Here is a 16,127-nt window from a genome sequence, read left to right as displayed (position 1 = left end):
CCCGCTTCAGGCCCCTGAACATGTATGCCGGCATGCATTCCGATCATCCCGATTTCGAGACCCTCGACCTGCCTCGCATAGGCGCGGCGAAGGGAACCGACATCAGTCCGATCGTCCGACGCGTCCCGCCGCGGGTGATGCCCCTCGGCTCCGCCGTCATCCTGCGCGCGGTGCTGGCCTTCCTCACCTTCGCGGTCCTCGGCGCCCTGGCGATCCCCGCCATGGCACGGGCGGACGAGCTGAGGCTGCGCGGCGACGTCACCGCCCGCGGCGACGTCCTGACGCTGGCCGATCTGGTGGAGGGCGCACCGGAGCGCCTGGCCACGCGTCCGCTGTTCCGCTCGCCGGCGCTCGGAGCAACGGGGACGATCCAGACCCGCCGCATCCTCGACGCGGCGGCAGCCCTGGGGCTCAACGGCCTGGAGACCGGCGGAAGGATGCAGATCGCCGTGCAGCGCGCCGCCCGCCGCATCGGCCCCCCGGAGATCGAAGCGGCACTCAAGCTTAGCCTCGAGACCGGCTACGGGCTCAACCCCCGCACCGTCGCGGTCCGCTTCGACGGGGACGGCCCGACCCTGCTCGCTCCGATGGACCTCGAAGGTCAGGCCGCGGCCCTGGACCTGACCTACGATCCGCGGACGCGCCGGGTCGCGGGCCTGGTCAGTCTGGGCGAGCGGCAGGCCTCCCTGCGTGTCTCCGGCGTGGTCGTGGAGCTGCGCGAGGTAGCCGTGCTCACCCGGAACCTTAACCGCGGCGAGCCGGTGAAGGAAGGTGATGTCGCCCTGGAGCGGCGTCCGCGCGACGCCGTCGCCCCGGACGCACAGGGGAGCGCCACGACGATCCTCGGCGAGATCGCCCAGAACACGCTCTCGGCCGGCACCGTGCTGCGGGTCACCGACACCGCCCCGCCTGAACTGGTCGCGCGCGGCGAGAACGTGACCATCGTTTACGAGACGCCGAGCATCAGCCTGTCGATGCGCGGCCTGTCCAACGATTCCGGCCGCATGGGCGCCGTCGTCAACGTCGTCAACGTCGCCTCCAAGAAGGTCCTGCAGGCCACCGTGATCGGCCCCGGCCGAGTCTCGGTAAGCCCCAGCCCCGCGGCTCAGCAGGCCGCCGGCGCCGCCCCCGTCCGGGCGACCGCCTCCCTGCGCTGACCGCCCGCCCCGCACGCGTCGAAGAGTGATTGCCCGATGGCCCGTCGCATCGTCCTGAACCCGCTCGCCGCCGCTGTGATTGCCGGCGCGCTCGGTGCCTGCAACACTGCCGACCGCCTCTCGCAGATCGGCGCGACCCCGGCTCTGTCGGCGATCGAGGATCCGACCAGCCAGCCGGGCTACAAGCCGGTGCGGATGCCGATGCCGGACGTGCAGCCGGTCTCATTTGCCCCGAACTCGCTCTGGCGCACCGGCTCGCGCGCCTTCTTCAAGGACCAGCGCGCCGCCCGGCTCGGCGACCTCCTGACCGTGAAGGTCAATGTCACCGATCAGGCGAACATCAGCAACGAGACCAAGCGCTCACGGGCCAACACCGAGAGCTTCGGCCTGCCGAATGCCCTCGGACTGGAGAACAACGCGGTGGGCAAATCCTTCGGCGTCGGCAGCACGGCGCTGCTCTCCGCCACCTCGGCGACCGCCAATGACGGGGCCGGCTCTGTCCAGCGCGCCGAGACAGTCACCACCAACGTCGCCGCGGTGGTCACCCAGGTCCTGCCCAACGGCAACCTCGTGGTCGAGGGCAAGCAGGAGATCCGGGTGAATTTCGAGGTCCGCGAGATGATCGTCGCCGGCGTGGTGCGGCCGGAGGACATCGAATCCGACAACACGATCGACTCGACCAAGATCGCCCAGGCCCGGATCGCCTATGGCGGCCGGGGCCAGATCACCGACGTTCAGCAGCCGCGCTACGGCCAGCAGCTCGTCGACATCCTGCTGCCGTTCTGAGGCATCTCAGCCCGGCTCCTCCGGCTCCGGCCCACGGGTGACATCCAGGCCGGCGCCGGCGCCGGGAGGCGGCCCGACCTTGACCGGCGCGCCGGTCCGGGCGGACTCGTAGATCGCCTCCATGAGAACCTGATCCTGCAGACCCTCCTCACCGGGGGTGCGGGGCTGCAGGTTCTCCTGGACGCACCGCGCGAAATGATCCAGCTCCAGGGCGAACTGGTTCCTGGGACTGAGGATTTTCTCGTCCCGGGCGGCGTTCTTGCCATCGCGGTGTCCGATGGTCAGGCGCTGGCCCTGGTAGGCGAAGGCGTTCTGGAGATCGACAGAGGCCGTCCCGGTATGCAGGGTCAGGCTCCGCGCCTCGTAGACACCGTAGCTCGACAGGCACTGCGCGATCACGCCGGACGGGAAGTGCAGCGTGAAGCTCACCGTCTCCTCGACCTCGCGGTACTTGGGATCGTCCGGCGGTGAATGAATCTGGGCTTGGATCAGGTTGGGCTCCTCGCCCATGATCGCGCGGGTCGTGTTCAGGCAGTAGAGCCCGATATCCGGCAGAGAGCCGCCCCCCGCCAGCGCCTTCCGCAGGCGCCACTGCTCTGGCAATCCCGTGGTCTGGCCGTTGAAGGCCTGGATCAGCCGGGGCCGGCCGAACTCGCCCGAGCGGGCGAGCTTGATCACGGCCCGGTTGTGAGGCTCGTACTGGCACCGGTAGGCGATCATCAGCTTGACGCCGGCCTTCGCGCAGGCGCCGATCATCTCGCGGCACTCGTCCGAGGTCACCGCCATCGGCTTCTCGCAGAGGACCTGCTTGCCTACCGCCGCGGCCGCCACGACGTTGTCCCGGTGCACGCCGTTCGGCGTGACGATGTAGACCGCCTGGACGTTCGGATTGGCCTTCAGCCGATCCCATTCGTCATAGCCGTAGACGGAATCGTCCGGCAGCCCGTATTGCCGGGCCACGAGCTTCGCCTTTTCGGGAGAACCTGACATCACCGCGGCGAGGCGGGCGCGCTTGGTCTCGCCGAAGGCCGGCAGGATTTCATCGAGGCTCAGGCGTCCGAGACCGACCACGCAGTAGCCGACCCGCTGGCCCGGCGGCTGCGGCGCCGGGCTGGGGGCGGGCGGCCTGTCCCCGGAGCCGCGCCAGTTCGGGAACATCACCCGTCCACCCTGCACGGCGCCGGTATCGGCCGGAACGGACGGGGCCGGCGGGGCGGCCTGCGCGCCGCCGGCCATCGCGGCGCCGGCCAGGGCGCCCCCGGTCGCGAGAAGATTGCGTCGTGAGAGCCGGGTGTCGTCCGCCATGTGCCTCGCCGTATTGCCGGATCGGAAGGTCTGCGCCCGGGGCGCCGCCGCGTGGGCCGGAAACCACCGAGAGCGGAACCACGCCCTCAGTGAACGCGGCCCGGGTCCGGGCTGTTTCCGTCATGGAGCGCGGCGCGCAGACGCGCCACCTCTGCCTCACCGGCGGTGAGCCGACGCGCGATCGCCTCAGGCTCCGTGGCCGCGAGGGTGTCGGCAAAGCCTCGGCCGAGCGTCTCATCCGCCCCCAAGCCACGAAGGCGCGCCGGGTCTCGCCGCAGCGGGGCATGAACAGCTCGACGCAATCCGGCGGGATGGCTCCGGCGGGCACGCGGATCCGTCCCAGTCCAGGGACACATCGCGGATTGTGCAGCCGAGTTCCGGCAGAATGGCTGCAACACGCAGCCGGCCGCCGAGGCACACTCGGCGTCGGGCAGTGCGGCACCGGTCGACCACGATCGGTTGATCCGGATGGTCCCGGATGACCGGACAACCGCGATCCATGCCGGTCGGTACGCGGCCGTCCGGTTTAACCCTGCGTTTCCCTTGACTCCGGGTTCAAGCGGGCGGCGGCGGGTCCGGCGCCTCGACCTCGCCGCGCCGTTGCAGTTGCAGGGCGACGAACCAGCATAAGGACGCCCAGGCCGCGCCGATGCACCAGCCGGCCAGCACGTCGCTCGGCCAGTGCACGCCGAGATAGATGCGACTGAGGCCGACCAGCAGCGTCACGCTGACGCCGAGGGCCAGGACCAGCGCCTTGGCGCGCCGGTTGCGCTCGACCCGGGCGATCAGGGTCGCAAGGGTCAGATAGGCGATGGCCGACATGGTAGCGTGGCCACTGGGGAAGCTCGCCGTGAACACCTCCATGCCGTGGGGCACGAGGTCCGGCCGCGGCCGGTGATAGAAGAATTTCAGCACGGTCGAAACCAGTTCGCCGCTGCCCACGGCGACCAGGACGTAGAGGCCGATGCGCCGACGACCGGACACGCCGAGATAGCTCGCCACCGCGCAGGTCAGGAACAGCACCGTGAAGACGCTGCCGAGCCCGGTGATGTCGCGCATCGATTCCTCGAGCCAGGGCGGCCCGATCGGGTCGGCGAGATCGGCAGGGTTACGCAGGGCGAGCAGGATCCGGCGGTCGAGGGCCGCCGTAGATCCCTCACCGACCTCATGGGCGAGGTAGAAGAACCCGTAGCCGAGTATGCTCAGGCAGAGCAGGGCGACGAGGGGGCCGACCTCGTTCAGGCGCAACCGCAGCCACACCGCCAGGGCGGGCTCGATCAGCCGGTTTTGCCGCAGGTTGCCCGGCGCCCTCATGACGCGAGACCTCGATATGCGACGAAAGCCATCAGGTGTTCTCTCCGAAGGGCAGGCAGGCCGCGGCATCCCAGGGACCACCGCGATAGCGCCAGAGAAGCGTCGCCGGCGCGGAGAACCGGAACGGCGCGAACCCCGCCGACAGATCGGCGTGCAGCGCCCTGGCCTTGTCCGGGGATACCTTGTTCTGCACCGTGACGTGAGGACGCCAGCCCTGACCGTCCTGGGCCGTGAGATGTGACGCGAACTCCTGCGCGAGACGGGCCCGGAAGCGCACCAGCGCTTCGGATTCGAGCACGTAGGCGACGCCTCGGCCGGTGACGCGGAGGCCGGTCACGGCGACCTCGGGCGGCGGCACCGTGCGGGCGAGGGCGGTGATGGTTTCGATCACGCCCCGCTCCCGGTCGCCCGGGAGATGGTGGAACAGCGTCGCGTGGGCCGGGATGTGGTTCAGGGCTTCGGGGAAGTACCGGCGGCGCTCGCCGTCGAACCGCGCGAAGGTCGGTTCGTCGAAGGCGAGCGTCAGGATCAGGGGGGCCGCGTCGATCATCGGGCCGAAATGGCGCCCGCGGGCGCTCAGGTCCAGTACAGGACCCGCGCCGCCGGCAGGTCGCGGGCGAGGCAGGCGGTGAGATGGGCGCGCATCGCCTGCATCAGCGGCTTCGGGAAGACGTGCTTCACCGAGCCGAACTTGGTGCGCTTCTCGACGCGCTCGGCCTCGTCGAGGGGCAGGTCCGAGCCGGGATACCAGCCGCGCAGGACCGCCTTCGAGCCGGGCGTGAAGCGGTGGGTGATGAGTTCGGCGGTAAGGTCGAGGTCGGGCACGCCAGCCAGCGCATCGGCGGCGGCGCGGATCAGCCCGGCATAGGCTGCCTCCCAGTCCGGGACCGGCAGGATCGGCGCGATGGTCAGGCCGACCGGATAGCCGGCTCGGGCCGCCTCGCCCAGGGCGGCGAGCCGCGCGTCGAGGGGATCGGTGCCGCCCTCGTAATGCGCGGCCGACCGCGGGTTGACGGAGAAACGAATGCGCGTGCGCCGGTTGTGCGGCAGGTCGAGGAGCGGTCCGATCGCGGCAAACTTGGTGGTGAAGCGCAGCTGCACCGGCGCGTTCCAGGCACCGAAATGCCGGATCGCCGCCGAGAGCGAGCCGGTGAGGTGCTCGATGCCGAGGGGATCGGTGTAGCAGGACGCCTCGAAGGTGGTCCCCTCGTTCGCCCGCTCAGCGGAGGTCGAGGTCACCGCGCCGCGCCCGGCATATTCCCCAAGATTGCCCAGGATCGCCGCGAGATTGGCGTAGGCGCGGGTCAGCGGCGGCCCCTGGAGGGAGCCCGCCAGATAGCAATACTGGCAATGGGCCGGGCAGCCCTCGGCCAGGTCGAAGCGCCAGTCGGCCGAAGGCGGAATCGGCTGCAGCCGCAGTTTGGTCGGCGGCGCGACCGTCAGGGCCAGAGTCGCCTTGGCGGCCGCATAGGCCCGGCGGGGATCCGGCTCGCGCGGGCTCGGCAGCCGGTTGGAGGACAGGCGTTCCACGGGCAGGCCCAGCGCTTCGGCACGCGCCAGCATGGCCCGCCCGTGCGCATGCTCCAGGGCGGCCGGCATCACCAACACCCGGCGCGGGTGCCAAAGGCGAGTCGGGCGGACGGGCTCCGGGCGATGATGGATCTGGACGGCCGGGGCGGGCGAGGGCGGCATGCCTGACGAACGCGTGGTGAGCGGCGCCGGGTCCGGCCTAGTCGGCCGGTCGCGGTGCGGCTAAAGCACCGACATGTCTGCAGGCAGGGAGAGCGTCCATGTCGGCCGCGATGGCTGGTTATTCCTCGTCGGGGGGACCAACAGGGTCATGGACCGGTATCGCGGCGGTCTGCGGCACTGGCTGCTACTGCGCGGTTGGACGCGGCTGATCAAGAACCGCGCGCGGAGAGCCGAGGGCCTCGGCATCCGCTGCCTCCACGTGATCGTACCGGAGAAGCTGTCGGTCTACGACGACAAGACCGACGGCCTGCGCTACGCGCCGGGCAAGGCCTCGACCCGGCGTCTGGCCCGGAGCCTCGCCCGGCATCCGGCCTATCTCGATCTCCTCGCCCCGCTCCGCGCCGCCCGCAACGGCCCGGCGCCGCTCTATCTGCGTACCGACACCCACTGGACGGCACAGGGCTGCCTGCTGGCCTATCGCGAGATCATGCGGGCGCTCGGGGCGATCCCGCCCGCCGATATCGGCGCGCGTCCGGGCATCGTCTCAGACCAGATCATGGATCTCGGCGAGAAGCTGCCCGAGCGGCCGCGGGAGCGCCTGGAGCGGTTCATGCTGCTGCGCGATGCGACGCGGGTCGAGACCGGGCCGCTGCTTGCCGCCTACGAGGCGGAAGGGCGCGATCGCGAGGTGCATGTCGGCGCGCATGTCGTCTACCGGAACCCGTCACCGGCGGCCGATCCGCGCCGCCTCGTCCTGTTCGGTGATTCCTGCGCCCATTTCGACCCGTTCCTGCTGACCGGGCTGCTCGCCGAGAGCTTCAGCGAGGTTCACTTCGTCTGGTCGTCGAGTCTCGACTGGTCCTATATCGAGCGCGTGCGCGCCGACATCCTTCTGTTCGAGCTGGCCGAGCGCTTCCTCGCCAAACTCCCGAAGGACGATTTCGACGTGGCCGTCGCTGGCCAGCGCGGGACCGGCGGCCGCCTCGCAAAGCTCCGGACCGGCGGCCTCGGCGCTGTTGGTCGCGGGGCGGTGCCTCAGTAGATCGCCGGGTCCAGGCGGGCGAAATCGGTGACGCTGGCCGCCTGATACTTGGCGAAGGATTCCGGCGCGTAAGCGATGCCGATCATCAGGACGAGGAGCGTCGCGAGGCACGCGAGCGTCGCCGTGACCACGTCGGCATGGCGCCGAAGGGCATGGATCACCAAGCACCCGAACGTGAACAGGGCCGCCTCGGCGACGGGCACCAGCGCGAACGACATCACTTCACCTCCATCGATCTCCCACCGGGTCGGGCAGCTGCGGCACGCGCACGGCGACGGGTGGATGCCGCCAGAGATGGCGAAGTTTGCTGCACTGCAACAGACAGGTCAGCGCAAGCCAGCCTTGCGCGGAATTCGCGGCCGGCGGAAACCGGGATGGGGGCCGCGCATCCGGTGATCCTCGGGGCGTGGCCTGTGCGTCTTCACCCGCGCGAGGCGTGGCCCATCTCCGTCGGATCGCTCGTGGAACCGGAGACGACAATGGGCCTCCTCGTGGACGGGATCTGGCGCGACCAGTGGTACGACACTGCCGCGACAGGCGGCCGCTTCGAGCGCAAGGCTTCGGCCTTTCGCAACTGGGTCACCGCCGACGGATCACCCGGTCCCTCCGGCGAGGGCGGCTTCCTGGCCGAGGCGGGGCGCTACCATCTCTACGTATCCCTGGCCTGCCCCTGGGCACACCGCACCCTGATCGGGCGCGCCCTGAAGGGGCTGGAGGATTCGATCTCCGTCTCGGTGGTCGATCCGCATATGGGCGCGGAGGGCTGGGTCTTCGGTGACACGCCCGGTGCGACGCCGGATCCGATCCACGGCGCACGGCGCCTCTACGAGGTCTACGTGGCGGCGGATCCCGCCTACAGCGGTCGCGTCACCGTGCCGTTGCTCTGGGACCGGCAGCGCGCCACCATCGTATCGAATGAATCCGCCGAAATCCTGCGGATGCTGAACGACGCCTTCGGGGGCGCGGGACCCGACCTCTACCCGCCGGACCTACGTGCCGAGATCGACACTGTGAATGCCCGGGTCTACGATCGCGTGAACAACGGCGTCTACAAGGCGGGCTTCGCGACGACGCAGGAGGCCTACGCCGACGCCTTCGACGCCCTGTTTGCGGAACTCGACGCGCTGGAAGTGCGGCTTGATCGCAGCCGCTATCTGTGCGGAGAGCGGCTGACCGAGGCCGATATCCGCCTGTTCACCACGCTGGTGCGGTTCGATGCGGTCTATGTCGGGCACTTCAAGTGCAACAAGCGCCGGATCGCCGACTATCCGAACCTCTCGAACTACCTGCGTGATCTCTACGCGCTACCCGGCGTCGCACCGACGGTCGATCTGACACACATCAAGCGGCATTATTACGAGAGTCACTCGACCATCAATCCGACTGGGATCGTGCCCCTCGGACCGGATCTGAACTTCGCCGCCCCGCACGATCGCGCCCTGAGGTTTTCGGCTGAGCGCGGTTGTCGCGGATCTGGATTCTCCGCATCTCAGCGCGCTGCGCCCTGACAGACGGAGAGGGGTCGGTCAGCATGGTGCTGACCTATCTGCGGCCCGACTATGTGTCGTCGCCCTCGACGGCGGACGCGTCGCGCCTAGTTCGGCTCTCAACCGGAGGATGCCCGACACGCCATGACCAACAGCCTGCGCCTCGCGCTGCTCTGCGCCCTCGTCAGCCTGCCCTCCGGAGCGCACGCCCAGGCGGCCCTGCGGCTGGAAGGGACCTGCGTGAAGCTCGTGATCGCCACGCAGGATCTGAGCAGCTCCTGCAGCAACGTCCTCACGAATGCGGTGAGCCGCAACCGCACAAGCTTCGACTTCACCACGACGGACGGCCAGACCCTCAGCTTCAGTGGAAATGGCGCCCAGCAGGAAGCCACCGAGGAGACCGATCCGCTACAGCCGATCAACGTCGTCACGACAGGCAAGGACGGCGGCCCGATCCTCGCGATCGGAGCCTGCCGATTCTCCACCCCCGAACCCGGCCGAACCGCGATTACCTGCGAGGCCAACGCGGCCGACGGGCGTCCCTTCGCGGGCACGTTCGTGACCGCCGCCAAAGCGGCGACCGGCGCCCCGAGTTCCGCGCCGACGCGTTGAGGCCACCAGCCTTTGGACTGGTCAGATCGAAGCGGAAGCCCCATTTAAGGGGCTCCACGAAAAAGGTTCCGAAGCCAGACCGATGCTCAACGACACCCTCGCTGCGGGCGGTGCCCCGGCCGGCGACACCGGCCCCCTCATCAAGGACACGACCACCGCGAGCTTCCGTCAGGATGTTATCGCCGAGTCGATGCACCGGCCGGTTCTGGTCGATTTCTGGGCGCCCTGGTGCGGCCCGTGCAAGCAACTCACGCCGGTTCTGGAGAAAGTGGTCCGGGAGGCGGCGGGCGCGGTCGTCTTGGCGAAGATGAACATCGACGAGCATCCCTCGATCGCGGGTCAGCTCGGCATCCAGTCAATCCCGGCGGTTATCGTCTTCCAGAAGGGACAGCCGGTCGACGGCTTCATGGGCGCGGTTCCTGAGAGCCAGATCAAGGAGCTGATCGGGCGTGTGGCCGGCCCTCAGCAGGATCCGCTCGAGGCGGCCCTCGCCGATGCCGCCGCCCTGATCGAGGAAGGTGACCTGGCCGGCGCCGCCGAGATCTATGCGGCGGTCCTGGAGCAGCAGCCCGACAATGTCACGGCGCTGGCCGGCCTCGCCAAGATGCAGCTCGACGCGGGCGAGATCGAGAACGCCAAGCGCGTCCTGGCGATGGTTCCGGAGGCGAAGGCCGGCGACCCGGCCCTCGTCGGTATTCGCGCCGCCCTCGAACTCGCCGAGCAGGCCGCCGCGCTAGGCGATCTTGCCGGCTTGCAGAGGGAGGTGGAGGCCAATCCGGATGCCCATCAGGCGCGCTTCGACCTCGCGCTGGGGCTCGCGGCAAAAGGCGAACGCGGCCAGGCCGTCGATCACCTGATCGAGTTGCGCAGGCGCGACAAGGACTGGAACGAGGACGGGGCGCGCAAGCAGCTGCTGCAGTTCTTCGAGGCCTGGGGTGTGATGGATCCCGACACGATCCGCGGGCGGCGCAAGCTCTCGGCGCTTCTGTTCTCGTGAGGCGCCGGCTCGCGCTCCGGCCCACCAATCGGCCCCTCCGGGAGGCGCCATGAGCACCCATGCGAGCTACAAGGGCCCTGCGGATTGCCCCGCCGTCATCCCAGTCTTCCCGCTGTCAGGCGCGTTGCTGCTGCCGCGGGGGCAGATGCCGCTGAACATCTTCGAGCCGCGCTACCTCGCCATGGTCGACGATGCCATGCGCACGGACCGGATCATCGGGATGATCCAGCCCGACCCGGAGGGTTCGAGCGGGGCGAACCCGAAGCTCTACCGCGTCGGCTGCGCGGGTCGCGTGACCCAGTATGCCGAGACCGGCGACGGCCGGTACCTGATCTCCCTCACGGGAATCACCCGGTTCCGGGTCGAGAGCGAGCTGGCCTCGGTCGGCCCCTATCGTCGCTGCCATGTCTCCTACGACGAGTTCGCGGTGGACTTCGAGCCGCGGGCGGGCGAGGAGCAAGTCGACCGTGACGGCGTCCTCAAGGCGCTGCGCGATTTCGTGGAGTCGAACGACCTCAAGGTGGACTGGGCCGGGATCGACGAGGCGCCCGACGAGGCGCTGGTCAACGCCCTGTGCATGATGAGCCCGTTCGGCGTGCGCGAGAAGCAGGCGATGCTAGAGGCTCCCGACCTGAAGACCCGGGCCGAGATCCTGATCGCGGTCACGCAGATGGAACTGGTTCGCGGCTCGGGTCCCGAGTCGCCGATGCAATAGGTTGCGCAATCGATGTCCAACGACCTCACCGCCACCGTCGAGGCGACCCGCGTCGATCCGAAGCTCTTGGAGATCCTGGTTTGCCCGCTGACCAAGGGCACCCTGGAATACGACTCGGCCCGGCAGGAGCTGATCAGCCGCTCGGCGAAGCTCGCCTACCCGATCCGTGACGGAATCCCGATCATGCTTCCGGAGGAAGCCCGTCAGCTGACGGATTGAGACCAATACCGTCGCTTCGCTAGCTCCCATCATCGCCAGCGAAGCGGCTCTGGGCCTCGCGTGCCGTTCGGCCGTGGCATGCTGGATCGCTTCGCTGCGCCATGAACGAAGGCGGGGCCCGGAACGCTCGGGATCAACCGCAACTGCGCTTCCGAGAGCGCATTGCAGCCCTGGAACTTGGCCTCGAGACCTGCGCCTCGTTCCGGTCCCTCCGCGACCAGGGGCAACACCGGATCCCGGCCGGCAGATCGGGCAACAGCATCGCCGACATCAAGCTTGACTATTTCTGAAGCGATCGTCGTCCGTAACCTGTCTTGAACGGGAGCGTTGCGGTCATACTCTTGCCGCTTCTATCGTTCAGCGTCGAGTCATCCCCGACCGTTGATTCTGACCGCACACGCCGTCCTGCGCGGCGTCCGATTCGCTGAAAGATTGCCCCGAATGATCAAGCTGACCTCGGCTGCGGCCCTCGCCGCCGGCCTGTCTCTTCCGATGTGCATGCCCGCCCACGCGGCGCCGAGCGCGCATAACGGGCGCTGGTCGGTGGAGCTGGTGACGGAAAGCGGCCTGTGCAGTGCCCGCTATTCCTACGCGCTCACGATCCGGGAGGGTCAGGTTCAGCTCACCTCGGCCGCCGCCGGGGCTCGGGTCAACGGCCATGTCGGAGCCGACGGCAGCGTCGGGCTCATCGTCAGCAACGGAACGGCAAGCGGCACCGGCACTGGGCGGCTCCAGGCCGGCAGCGGCGCCGGCACCTGGAAGGTTTCGTCCCTGTGCTCCGGGCACTGGACCGCGCGGCGCAGCGACACCCGTACCGCGCAGGCCGATTGAAGCGCCTCAGGCTGCCGCAGCGAGCCAAGTGCGCGCCTCGTCGATGCGGGCGCGCTCGAACACCTTGATCTGGGTCGGCGAAACGAAGTTGAAGGTTTCGGCCAGCGCCTTCAGCCAGGGGGCGTCCGTCACCAGGGCGACATGGCTGACGCTCTTCATCATCGAGAAGCCGAAGCGCGGATCCTTGAAGAAGGCCGCCGGCTCCATGCCCTCGAAGGCGCGGATATCCTCGAGCAGCTTGATCTTGCCGCCCTTGTCGAGGTCTGCCTTCATCGCGGTCATCGCCGCGCTCATCTCCTCGTCGGTGATCTTGCCGTCGACCACGATCTCGGCAACGTTCGAATCCGGCGTCTTGGTGTAGGTCAGCACTGATCGCTCCTTCGGGAACCGCATCCGTCCCGTGGCCGGAAACCGGCCAGGGTCCGCCGCCCGTGACCTGAGCCATACCCGATCCCGTCGCGATGCGGTATGGCTTCGAACCCTGGCTCTGGCGTACTTTCCGACGGTGAACCGGCGTCCACGTTGCCGGGAAGCCTGCGAAGTGTCCTACAAAAAGCTCTGCGGGTCGACATCGATGGCGACCCGGACGTTGCCGCGAACCTTCGGGCCCCGGGCGATCCAGGCGCGCAGATAGGCTTGGAGGTCGACGTTGCGCTCGGTCTTCACGAGGAGGCGGAAGCGGTAGCGGCCGCGCACCAGGGCCAGCGGCGCCTCGGCAGGCCCCAGCACCATCACGCCCTCCGGGGGCTCGGCGGCGCGGGCGAGGGCCTGCCCGTGTGCCTCTGCAACCTCGCGCTCGCTCGCCGAGACGATCAGGGCCGCGAGTCTCCCGAAGGGCGGGAGTCCAGCCGCCTCCCGGGCTTGGATCTCCTCCGCGTAGAAGCGTTCAGCATCGCCCGAGAGCAGGGCCGCGATCACCGGATGGTCCGGCTGGTAGGTCTGGACGAGGGCGCGCCCGGGCTTCTCGCCGCGGCCAGCCCGGCCGGTCACCTGCTGGAGCAGCTGAAAGGTGCGCTCCGCCGCCCGCGGATCGCCCGAAGTCAGGCCGATATCGGCGTCGAGGACGCCCACCAGGGTCAGGAACGGGAAATTGTGGCCCTTGGCCACGAGCTGCGTGCCGATCACGACGTCGCACGCGCCGGCCGCCACCGCTTCGAGTTCCTGCCGCAGGCGCTCGGCGCCGCCGGGGAAGTCGCTCGACAGGACCACGATACGACGGTCCGGGAACATCTCGGCGGCCTCCTCGGCGATGCGCTCGACGCCGGGCCCGCAGGCGGTGAGATTGTCGAAGGTGCCGCACTCGGTGCAGGCTTCCGGCCTGCGCTCCGCGTAGCCACACTGGTGGCAGACCAGCGCCCGTCGGAACCGGTGCTCCACGAGCCAGGTCGAGCAGTTCTTGCACTGGTAGCGGTGGCCGCAGGCGCGGCAGAGGGTCAGCGGCGCGTAGCCCCGGCGGTTGAGGAAGAGGAGCGCCTGCTCGCCGCGCTCCAGGGTACTCTTCACGGCGTTGACCAGCGGCGGGCTCAGGAAGCGACCGCGCTCGGGCTGGTCGAGGCGCATGTCGATCGCCGCGATGTCGGGCAGGCGCCGCCCGCCGAAGCGCTCTGGGAGCAGGACGTGCCGGTAGCGCCCCCGCGCGGCATTGACGCGGGTCTCGATGGCGGGCGTGGCCGAGGTCAGCACGACCGGGCAGGCCTCCAGGCGCCCGCGCACCACCGCCATGTCGCGGGCGTGGTAGTGAACGCCGTCCTCCTGCTTGTAGGCGGTCTCGTGCTCCTCATCGACCACGATCAGGCCGAGCCGCGCGAAGGGGAGGAACAGGGCGGAGCGCGCGCCGACCACGACCAGGGCCTCGCCCTCGGCCACTGCCGCCCGCAGGCGCTCGCGCCGCTTGCCGCCGATCCCGGAATGCCACGCGGCTGGCCGGACCCCGAACCGGGCCGCGAACCGGTCGAGGAACTGCGCCGTCAGGGCGATCTCGGGCATCAGGATCAGCGCCTGACGCTCGGCGCGGATGCAGGCCGCCACCGCCTCGAAATAGACCTCGGTCTTGCCCGAGCCGGTGACGCCCTCCAGCAGAACCGGCCTGAGATCGGCTTCCTGTTCCTGCGGCCCGTCCCACGGGAAGGGGGCGACCAGGGCCGCCACCGCCTCGGCCTGGGCGGGCGAGAGCGGCGCCCGCGGGAAGTCCGGGTCGGGCCGCGGTGCGACCGGCTCGGGCGCCACCGCCACGGTCTCCAGGGCGCCGTCGTCGATGAGCCCGTCGACCACCGAGAGCGAGACGCCGGCCTCTTTGGCGAGCGCGCTCTTGCCGCGCAGCGCGCCGTCGGCGGCGACCGCCAGGACCTTCGTGCGGGCCGGGGTCGGCCGGGCCGGGGGCTTGTCGGTGACGCGCACGGCGACCCGGGCGGTCTCGCCGGCCGCCGCTTCGTCGGGAAGGCGCAAGACCATAGCCAGCGCTGAGCCCTTCGGCGCCAATGTGTAGCGGGCGATCCAGTCGACGAGGCTGCGCAGAGGCTCCGAGAGCGGCGGGTAGGGCAGGCGGCCGGTCACCGGCCGCAGGTTGGAGCCGCCGGCGGTCTCGGCCACGCCCCAGACGACCCCGACGATCTCGCGCGGTCCGAGGGGCACCTGAACCACATCGCCCGCGGCGAGGTCGAGCCCGACCGGCGCCACGTAGCTGTAGGGCGCATCCAGGGCGAGCGGGATCAGGATCTCGGCAACGACGGGCATGCAGGGCTTTTCGGGCGGGTCCGTTCCGGGTCCGTACCATAGGCGCGGGAAAAGAACCCGCCGCTTCAGCGCTCCCGAAGCCCCGGCACCAGAGGCAGGCTCGCGAGGCTCAGGGCGGCCATCGCCCAGAAGGCGGAAGCCCCGAAGGACCCGTACAGTGCCCCAGACGCCAGAGTCGCGACCACGCTGGACAGGCCGAGGCCCAGGGTCCCGTAGAGGGCCAGAGCGGTCGCCCGGAGATCGGCGGGCGCGGAGTCTTCGATCAGCTCCAAGCAGGCGAGGTGCAGGAGGGCGAAGCTCAGCCCGTGGAGGGCCTCGACGGCCGCGAGCCACGGGATCGCCGTCGTGGAGCCCAGCACCGCCCAGCGAACCGCCCCCGCACAGGCCGCCACCGCGATGCCGGCCGCGGGGCCGATACGCCGTAGCAGCGGCGGCCCGGCCAGCAGGAACATCAGAACCTCGGCGGTGACCGAAACCGATCAGAGCAGGCCGGCGATGCCTGCCGCGATCCCGGCCGAGCGCCACAGGATCATGGCGAAGCCGTCGTGCATTGCGTGCGCGCCGATCACCAGCGCGGCGGCCAGGACCGTGCGGCGGAAGCGCGGAAGCGCGATCAAGGTGGCGAAGCCGTGCCACGGTGCCTCAGCCCGGACCGCTCCGCCTGAGGCGGCGGGCAGCGCCAGAGCCGCGACGCCGGCGGCGAGAAACAGGCTGCCGCTCGCGACCAGGGCGGCGGCGAGGCCGAAGAGGCCGATCAGCCAGCCTGTAGCGGCGGTACCGAGGATGAAAGCGGCCGAGCCCGCGCCGCGGACCCAGCCGTACTGGAATGCCGCACCGCCCCGTGCGGCTGCCAAGGCCAGCGCGTCGGCGAGGGGCGCCGGCGCCGCAGTTCCGGCCGCGTAGAGGAGGGCCGGCCCGATCAGTTGGACCAGCCCTTCCCCGGGCAGATGCGCCAGGGCGCTTAGCCCTGCCACTGCGAGGCTCGCGGCCAGGACGGAGCGGCCGGCCCGATGGCGGTCGGCAAAGGCGCCGGCCAGGGGTCCGACCCCGAGGCGCAGGACACCCGCCGCGGCGAGCAGAACGCCGATCTCGCCCGGCGTCAGACCGCGCGCGGCCAGGAATCCCGGCAGGATCGGGGACAGGCCGCCATAGGCGCCGTAGAGCGCGGCGTACAGGACGAGGAACCGGGCGAGCGCGCTCTGTTGTCCCGCTTTGCGCACCCCTGTCCGCATCAGGG

The 16,127-nt window shown here is 70.0% G+C and carries 16 protein-coding genes and 1 pseudogene; 9 read left to right on the top strand and 8 right to left on the bottom strand.

From position 1 onward, the window contains the following. Window positions 1–32: 32 nt before the first annotated feature. Window positions 33–1,157, top strand: coding sequence for a flagellar basal body P-ring formation chaperone FlgA (gene flgA / locus BLT59_RS12555; RefSeq protein WP_244513962.1), 1,125 nt, complete (start codon window positions 33–35; stop codon window positions 1,155–1,157). Window positions 1,158–1,193: 36 nt separating this feature from the next. After that, entirely contained in the window at window positions 1,194–1,943 is a 750-nt protein-coding gene (gene flgH / locus BLT59_RS12550) for a flagellar basal body L-ring protein FlgH (protein ID WP_091780034.1), read from the top strand. A 6-nt stretch (window positions 1,944–1,949) separates the two neighbouring features. Here flgH and BLT59_RS12545 read toward each other — a convergent pair whose 3' ends face one another. From BLT59_RS12545 to BLT59_RS12525, 4 genes are all read right to left on the bottom strand, one after another. Next, the gene (locus BLT59_RS12545) at window positions 1,950–3,248 is read right to left on the bottom strand and encodes a Gfo/Idh/MocA family protein (protein ID WP_091780031.1); all 1,299 of its coding nucleotides are present in this window, start codon (window positions 3,246–3,248) and stop codon (window positions 1,950–1,952) included. Window positions 3,249–3,803: 555 nt separating this feature from the next. Further along, window positions 3,804–4,562, bottom strand: coding sequence for a phosphatase PAP2 family protein (locus tag BLT59_RS12535; RefSeq protein ID WP_091780029.1), 759 nt, complete (start codon window positions 4,560–4,562; stop codon window positions 3,804–3,806). Between the two features lie 31 nt (window positions 4,563–4,593). Further along, window positions 4,594–5,112, bottom strand: a complete 519-nt coding sequence (locus BLT59_RS12530) for a 2'-5' RNA ligase family protein (RefSeq protein ID WP_091780026.1) — start codon at window positions 5,110–5,112, stop codon at window positions 4,594–4,596. A 26-nt stretch (window positions 5,113–5,138) separates the two neighbouring features. Next, window positions 5,139–6,254, bottom strand: coding sequence for an SPL family radical SAM protein (locus tag BLT59_RS12525; protein WP_348272287.1), 1,116 nt, complete (start codon window positions 6,252–6,254; stop codon window positions 5,139–5,141). A gap of 73 nt (window positions 6,255–6,327) precedes the next feature. On the opposite strand from BLT59_RS12525, the gene BLT59_RS12520 reads away from it, so the two are divergent. Next, complete coding sequence (locus BLT59_RS12520) at window positions 6,328–7,296, top strand: alginate O-acetyltransferase AlgX-related protein (protein ID WP_091780023.1); 969 nt, start codon at window positions 6,328–6,330, stop codon at window positions 7,294–7,296. Here BLT59_RS12520 and BLT59_RS12515 read toward each other — a convergent pair. Further along, complete coding sequence (locus BLT59_RS12515; protein ID WP_091780020.1) at window positions 7,290–7,514, bottom strand: hypothetical protein; 225 nt, start codon at window positions 7,512–7,514, stop codon at window positions 7,290–7,292. The genes BLT59_RS12520 and BLT59_RS12515 overlap by 7 nt on opposite strands. Before the next feature lie 261 nt (window positions 7,515–7,775). On the opposite strand from BLT59_RS12515, the gene BLT59_RS12510 reads away from it, so the two are divergent. The 6 genes from BLT59_RS12510 (at window position 7,776) to BLT59_RS12480 (ending at window position 12,157) form a co-directional block, all read left to right on the top strand. Beyond that, complete coding sequence (locus BLT59_RS12510; protein ID WP_091780260.1) at window positions 7,776–8,804, top strand: glutathione S-transferase family protein; 1,029 nt, start codon at window positions 7,776–7,778, stop codon at window positions 8,802–8,804. A gap of 123 nt (window positions 8,805–8,927) precedes the next feature. Further along, a complete protein-coding gene (locus BLT59_RS12505) occupies window positions 8,928–9,395 on the top strand; it encodes a hypothetical protein (RefSeq protein WP_091780017.1) in 468 nt (155 codons plus the stop codon). A gap of 82 nt (window positions 9,396–9,477) precedes the next feature. After that, complete coding sequence (gene trxA, locus BLT59_RS12500) at window positions 9,478–10,392, top strand: thioredoxin (protein WP_091780012.1); 915 nt, start codon at window positions 9,478–9,480, stop codon at window positions 10,390–10,392. Window positions 10,393–10,441: 49 nt separating this feature from the next. Further along, a complete protein-coding gene (locus BLT59_RS12495; RefSeq protein ID WP_091780009.1) occupies window positions 10,442–11,107 on the top strand; it encodes an LON peptidase substrate-binding domain-containing protein in 666 nt (221 codons plus the stop codon). 12 nt (window positions 11,108–11,119) lie between these two features. Then, window positions 11,120–11,326: a Trm112 family protein gene (locus BLT59_RS12490; RefSeq protein WP_091780006.1), complete on the top strand. Its 207-nt coding sequence runs from the start codon at window positions 11,120–11,122 to the stop codon at window positions 11,324–11,326. Between the two features lie 441 nt (window positions 11,327–11,767). Further along, window positions 11,768–12,157, top strand: a complete 390-nt coding sequence (locus BLT59_RS12480; RefSeq protein WP_091780000.1) for a hypothetical protein — start codon at window positions 11,768–11,770, stop codon at window positions 12,155–12,157. Between the two features lie 6 nt (window positions 12,158–12,163). On the opposite strand, the gene BLT59_RS12475 is transcribed toward BLT59_RS12480, so the two are convergent. From BLT59_RS12475 to BLT59_RS12465, 3 genes and pseudogenes are all read right to left on the bottom strand, one after another. Further along, complete coding sequence (locus BLT59_RS12475; RefSeq protein WP_091779996.1) at window positions 12,164–12,526, bottom strand: SpoIIAA family protein; 363 nt, start codon at window positions 12,524–12,526, stop codon at window positions 12,164–12,166. Between the two features lie 177 nt (window positions 12,527–12,703). Next, window positions 12,704–14,890: a primosomal protein N' gene (locus BLT59_RS12470; protein ID WP_091779993.1), complete on the bottom strand. Its 2,187-nt coding sequence runs from the start codon at window positions 14,888–14,890 to the stop codon at window positions 12,704–12,706. Window positions 14,891–14,955: 65 nt separating this feature from the next. Next, window positions 14,956–16,122 (bottom strand): annotated as a pseudogene (locus tag BLT59_RS12465) (MFS transporter). Window positions 16,123–16,127 lie beyond the last annotated feature (5 nt).

This window comes from Methylobacterium sp. UNC378MF (assembly GCF_900103195.1).
GTDB lineage: Bacteria > Pseudomonadota > Alphaproteobacteria > Rhizobiales > Beijerinckiaceae > Methylobacterium.
This window is presented reverse-complemented; position numbering and strand designations above follow the sequence as displayed.

Bases quoted from the DNA above. Each gene is read 5' to 3' on its own strand.
- trxA (WP_091780012.1), top strand. From the start codon at position 9,478: ATGCTCAACGACACCCTCGCTGCGGGCGGTGCCCCGGCCGGCGACACC.
- BLT59_RS12490 (WP_091780006.1), top strand. From the start codon at position 11,120: ATGTCCAACGACCTCACCGCCACCGTCGAGGCGACCCGCGTCGATCCG.
- BLT59_RS12510 (WP_091780260.1), top strand. From the start codon at position 7,776: ATGGGCCTCCTCGTGGACGGGATCTGGCGCGACCAGTGGTACGACACT.
- BLT59_RS12495 (WP_091780009.1), top strand. From the start codon at position 10,442: ATGAGCACCCATGCGAGCTACAAGGGCCCTGCGGATTGCCCCGCCGTC.
- BLT59_RS12525 (WP_348272287.1), bottom strand. From the start codon at position 6,254: ATGCCGCCCTCGCCCGCCCCGGCCGTCCAGATCCATCATCGCCCGGAG.
- BLT59_RS12520 (WP_091780023.1), top strand. From the start codon at position 6,328: ATGTCTGCAGGCAGGGAGAGCGTCCATGTCGGCCGCGATGGCTGGTTA.
- flgA (WP_244513962.1), top strand. From the start codon at position 33: ATGCATTCCGATCATCCCGATTTCGAGACCCTCGACCTGCCTCGCATA.
- BLT59_RS12515 (WP_091780020.1), bottom strand. From the start codon at position 7,514: ATGTCGTTCGCGCTGGTGCCCGTCGCCGAGGCGGCCCTGTTCACGTTC.
- BLT59_RS12505 (WP_091780017.1), top strand. From the start codon at position 8,928: ATGACCAACAGCCTGCGCCTCGCGCTGCTCTGCGCCCTCGTCAGCCTG.
- BLT59_RS12545 (WP_091780031.1), bottom strand. From the start codon at position 3,248: ATGGCGGACGACACCCGGCTCTCACGACGCAATCTTCTCGCGACCGGG.
- BLT59_RS12470 (WP_091779993.1), bottom strand. From the start codon at position 14,890: ATGCCCGTCGTTGCCGAGATCCTGATCCCGCTCGCCCTGGATGCGCCC.
- BLT59_RS12535 (WP_091780029.1), bottom strand. From the start codon at position 4,562: ATGAGGGCGCCGGGCAACCTGCGGCAAAACCGGCTGATCGAGCCCGCC.
- BLT59_RS12530 (WP_091780026.1), bottom strand. From the start codon at position 5,112: ATGATCGACGCGGCCCCCCTGATCCTGACGCTCGCCTTCGACGAACCG.
- BLT59_RS12480 (WP_091780000.1), top strand. From the start codon at position 11,768: ATGATCAAGCTGACCTCGGCTGCGGCCCTCGCCGCCGGCCTGTCTCTT.
- flgH (WP_091780034.1), top strand. From the start codon at position 1,194: ATGGCCCGTCGCATCGTCCTGAACCCGCTCGCCGCCGCTGTGATTGCC.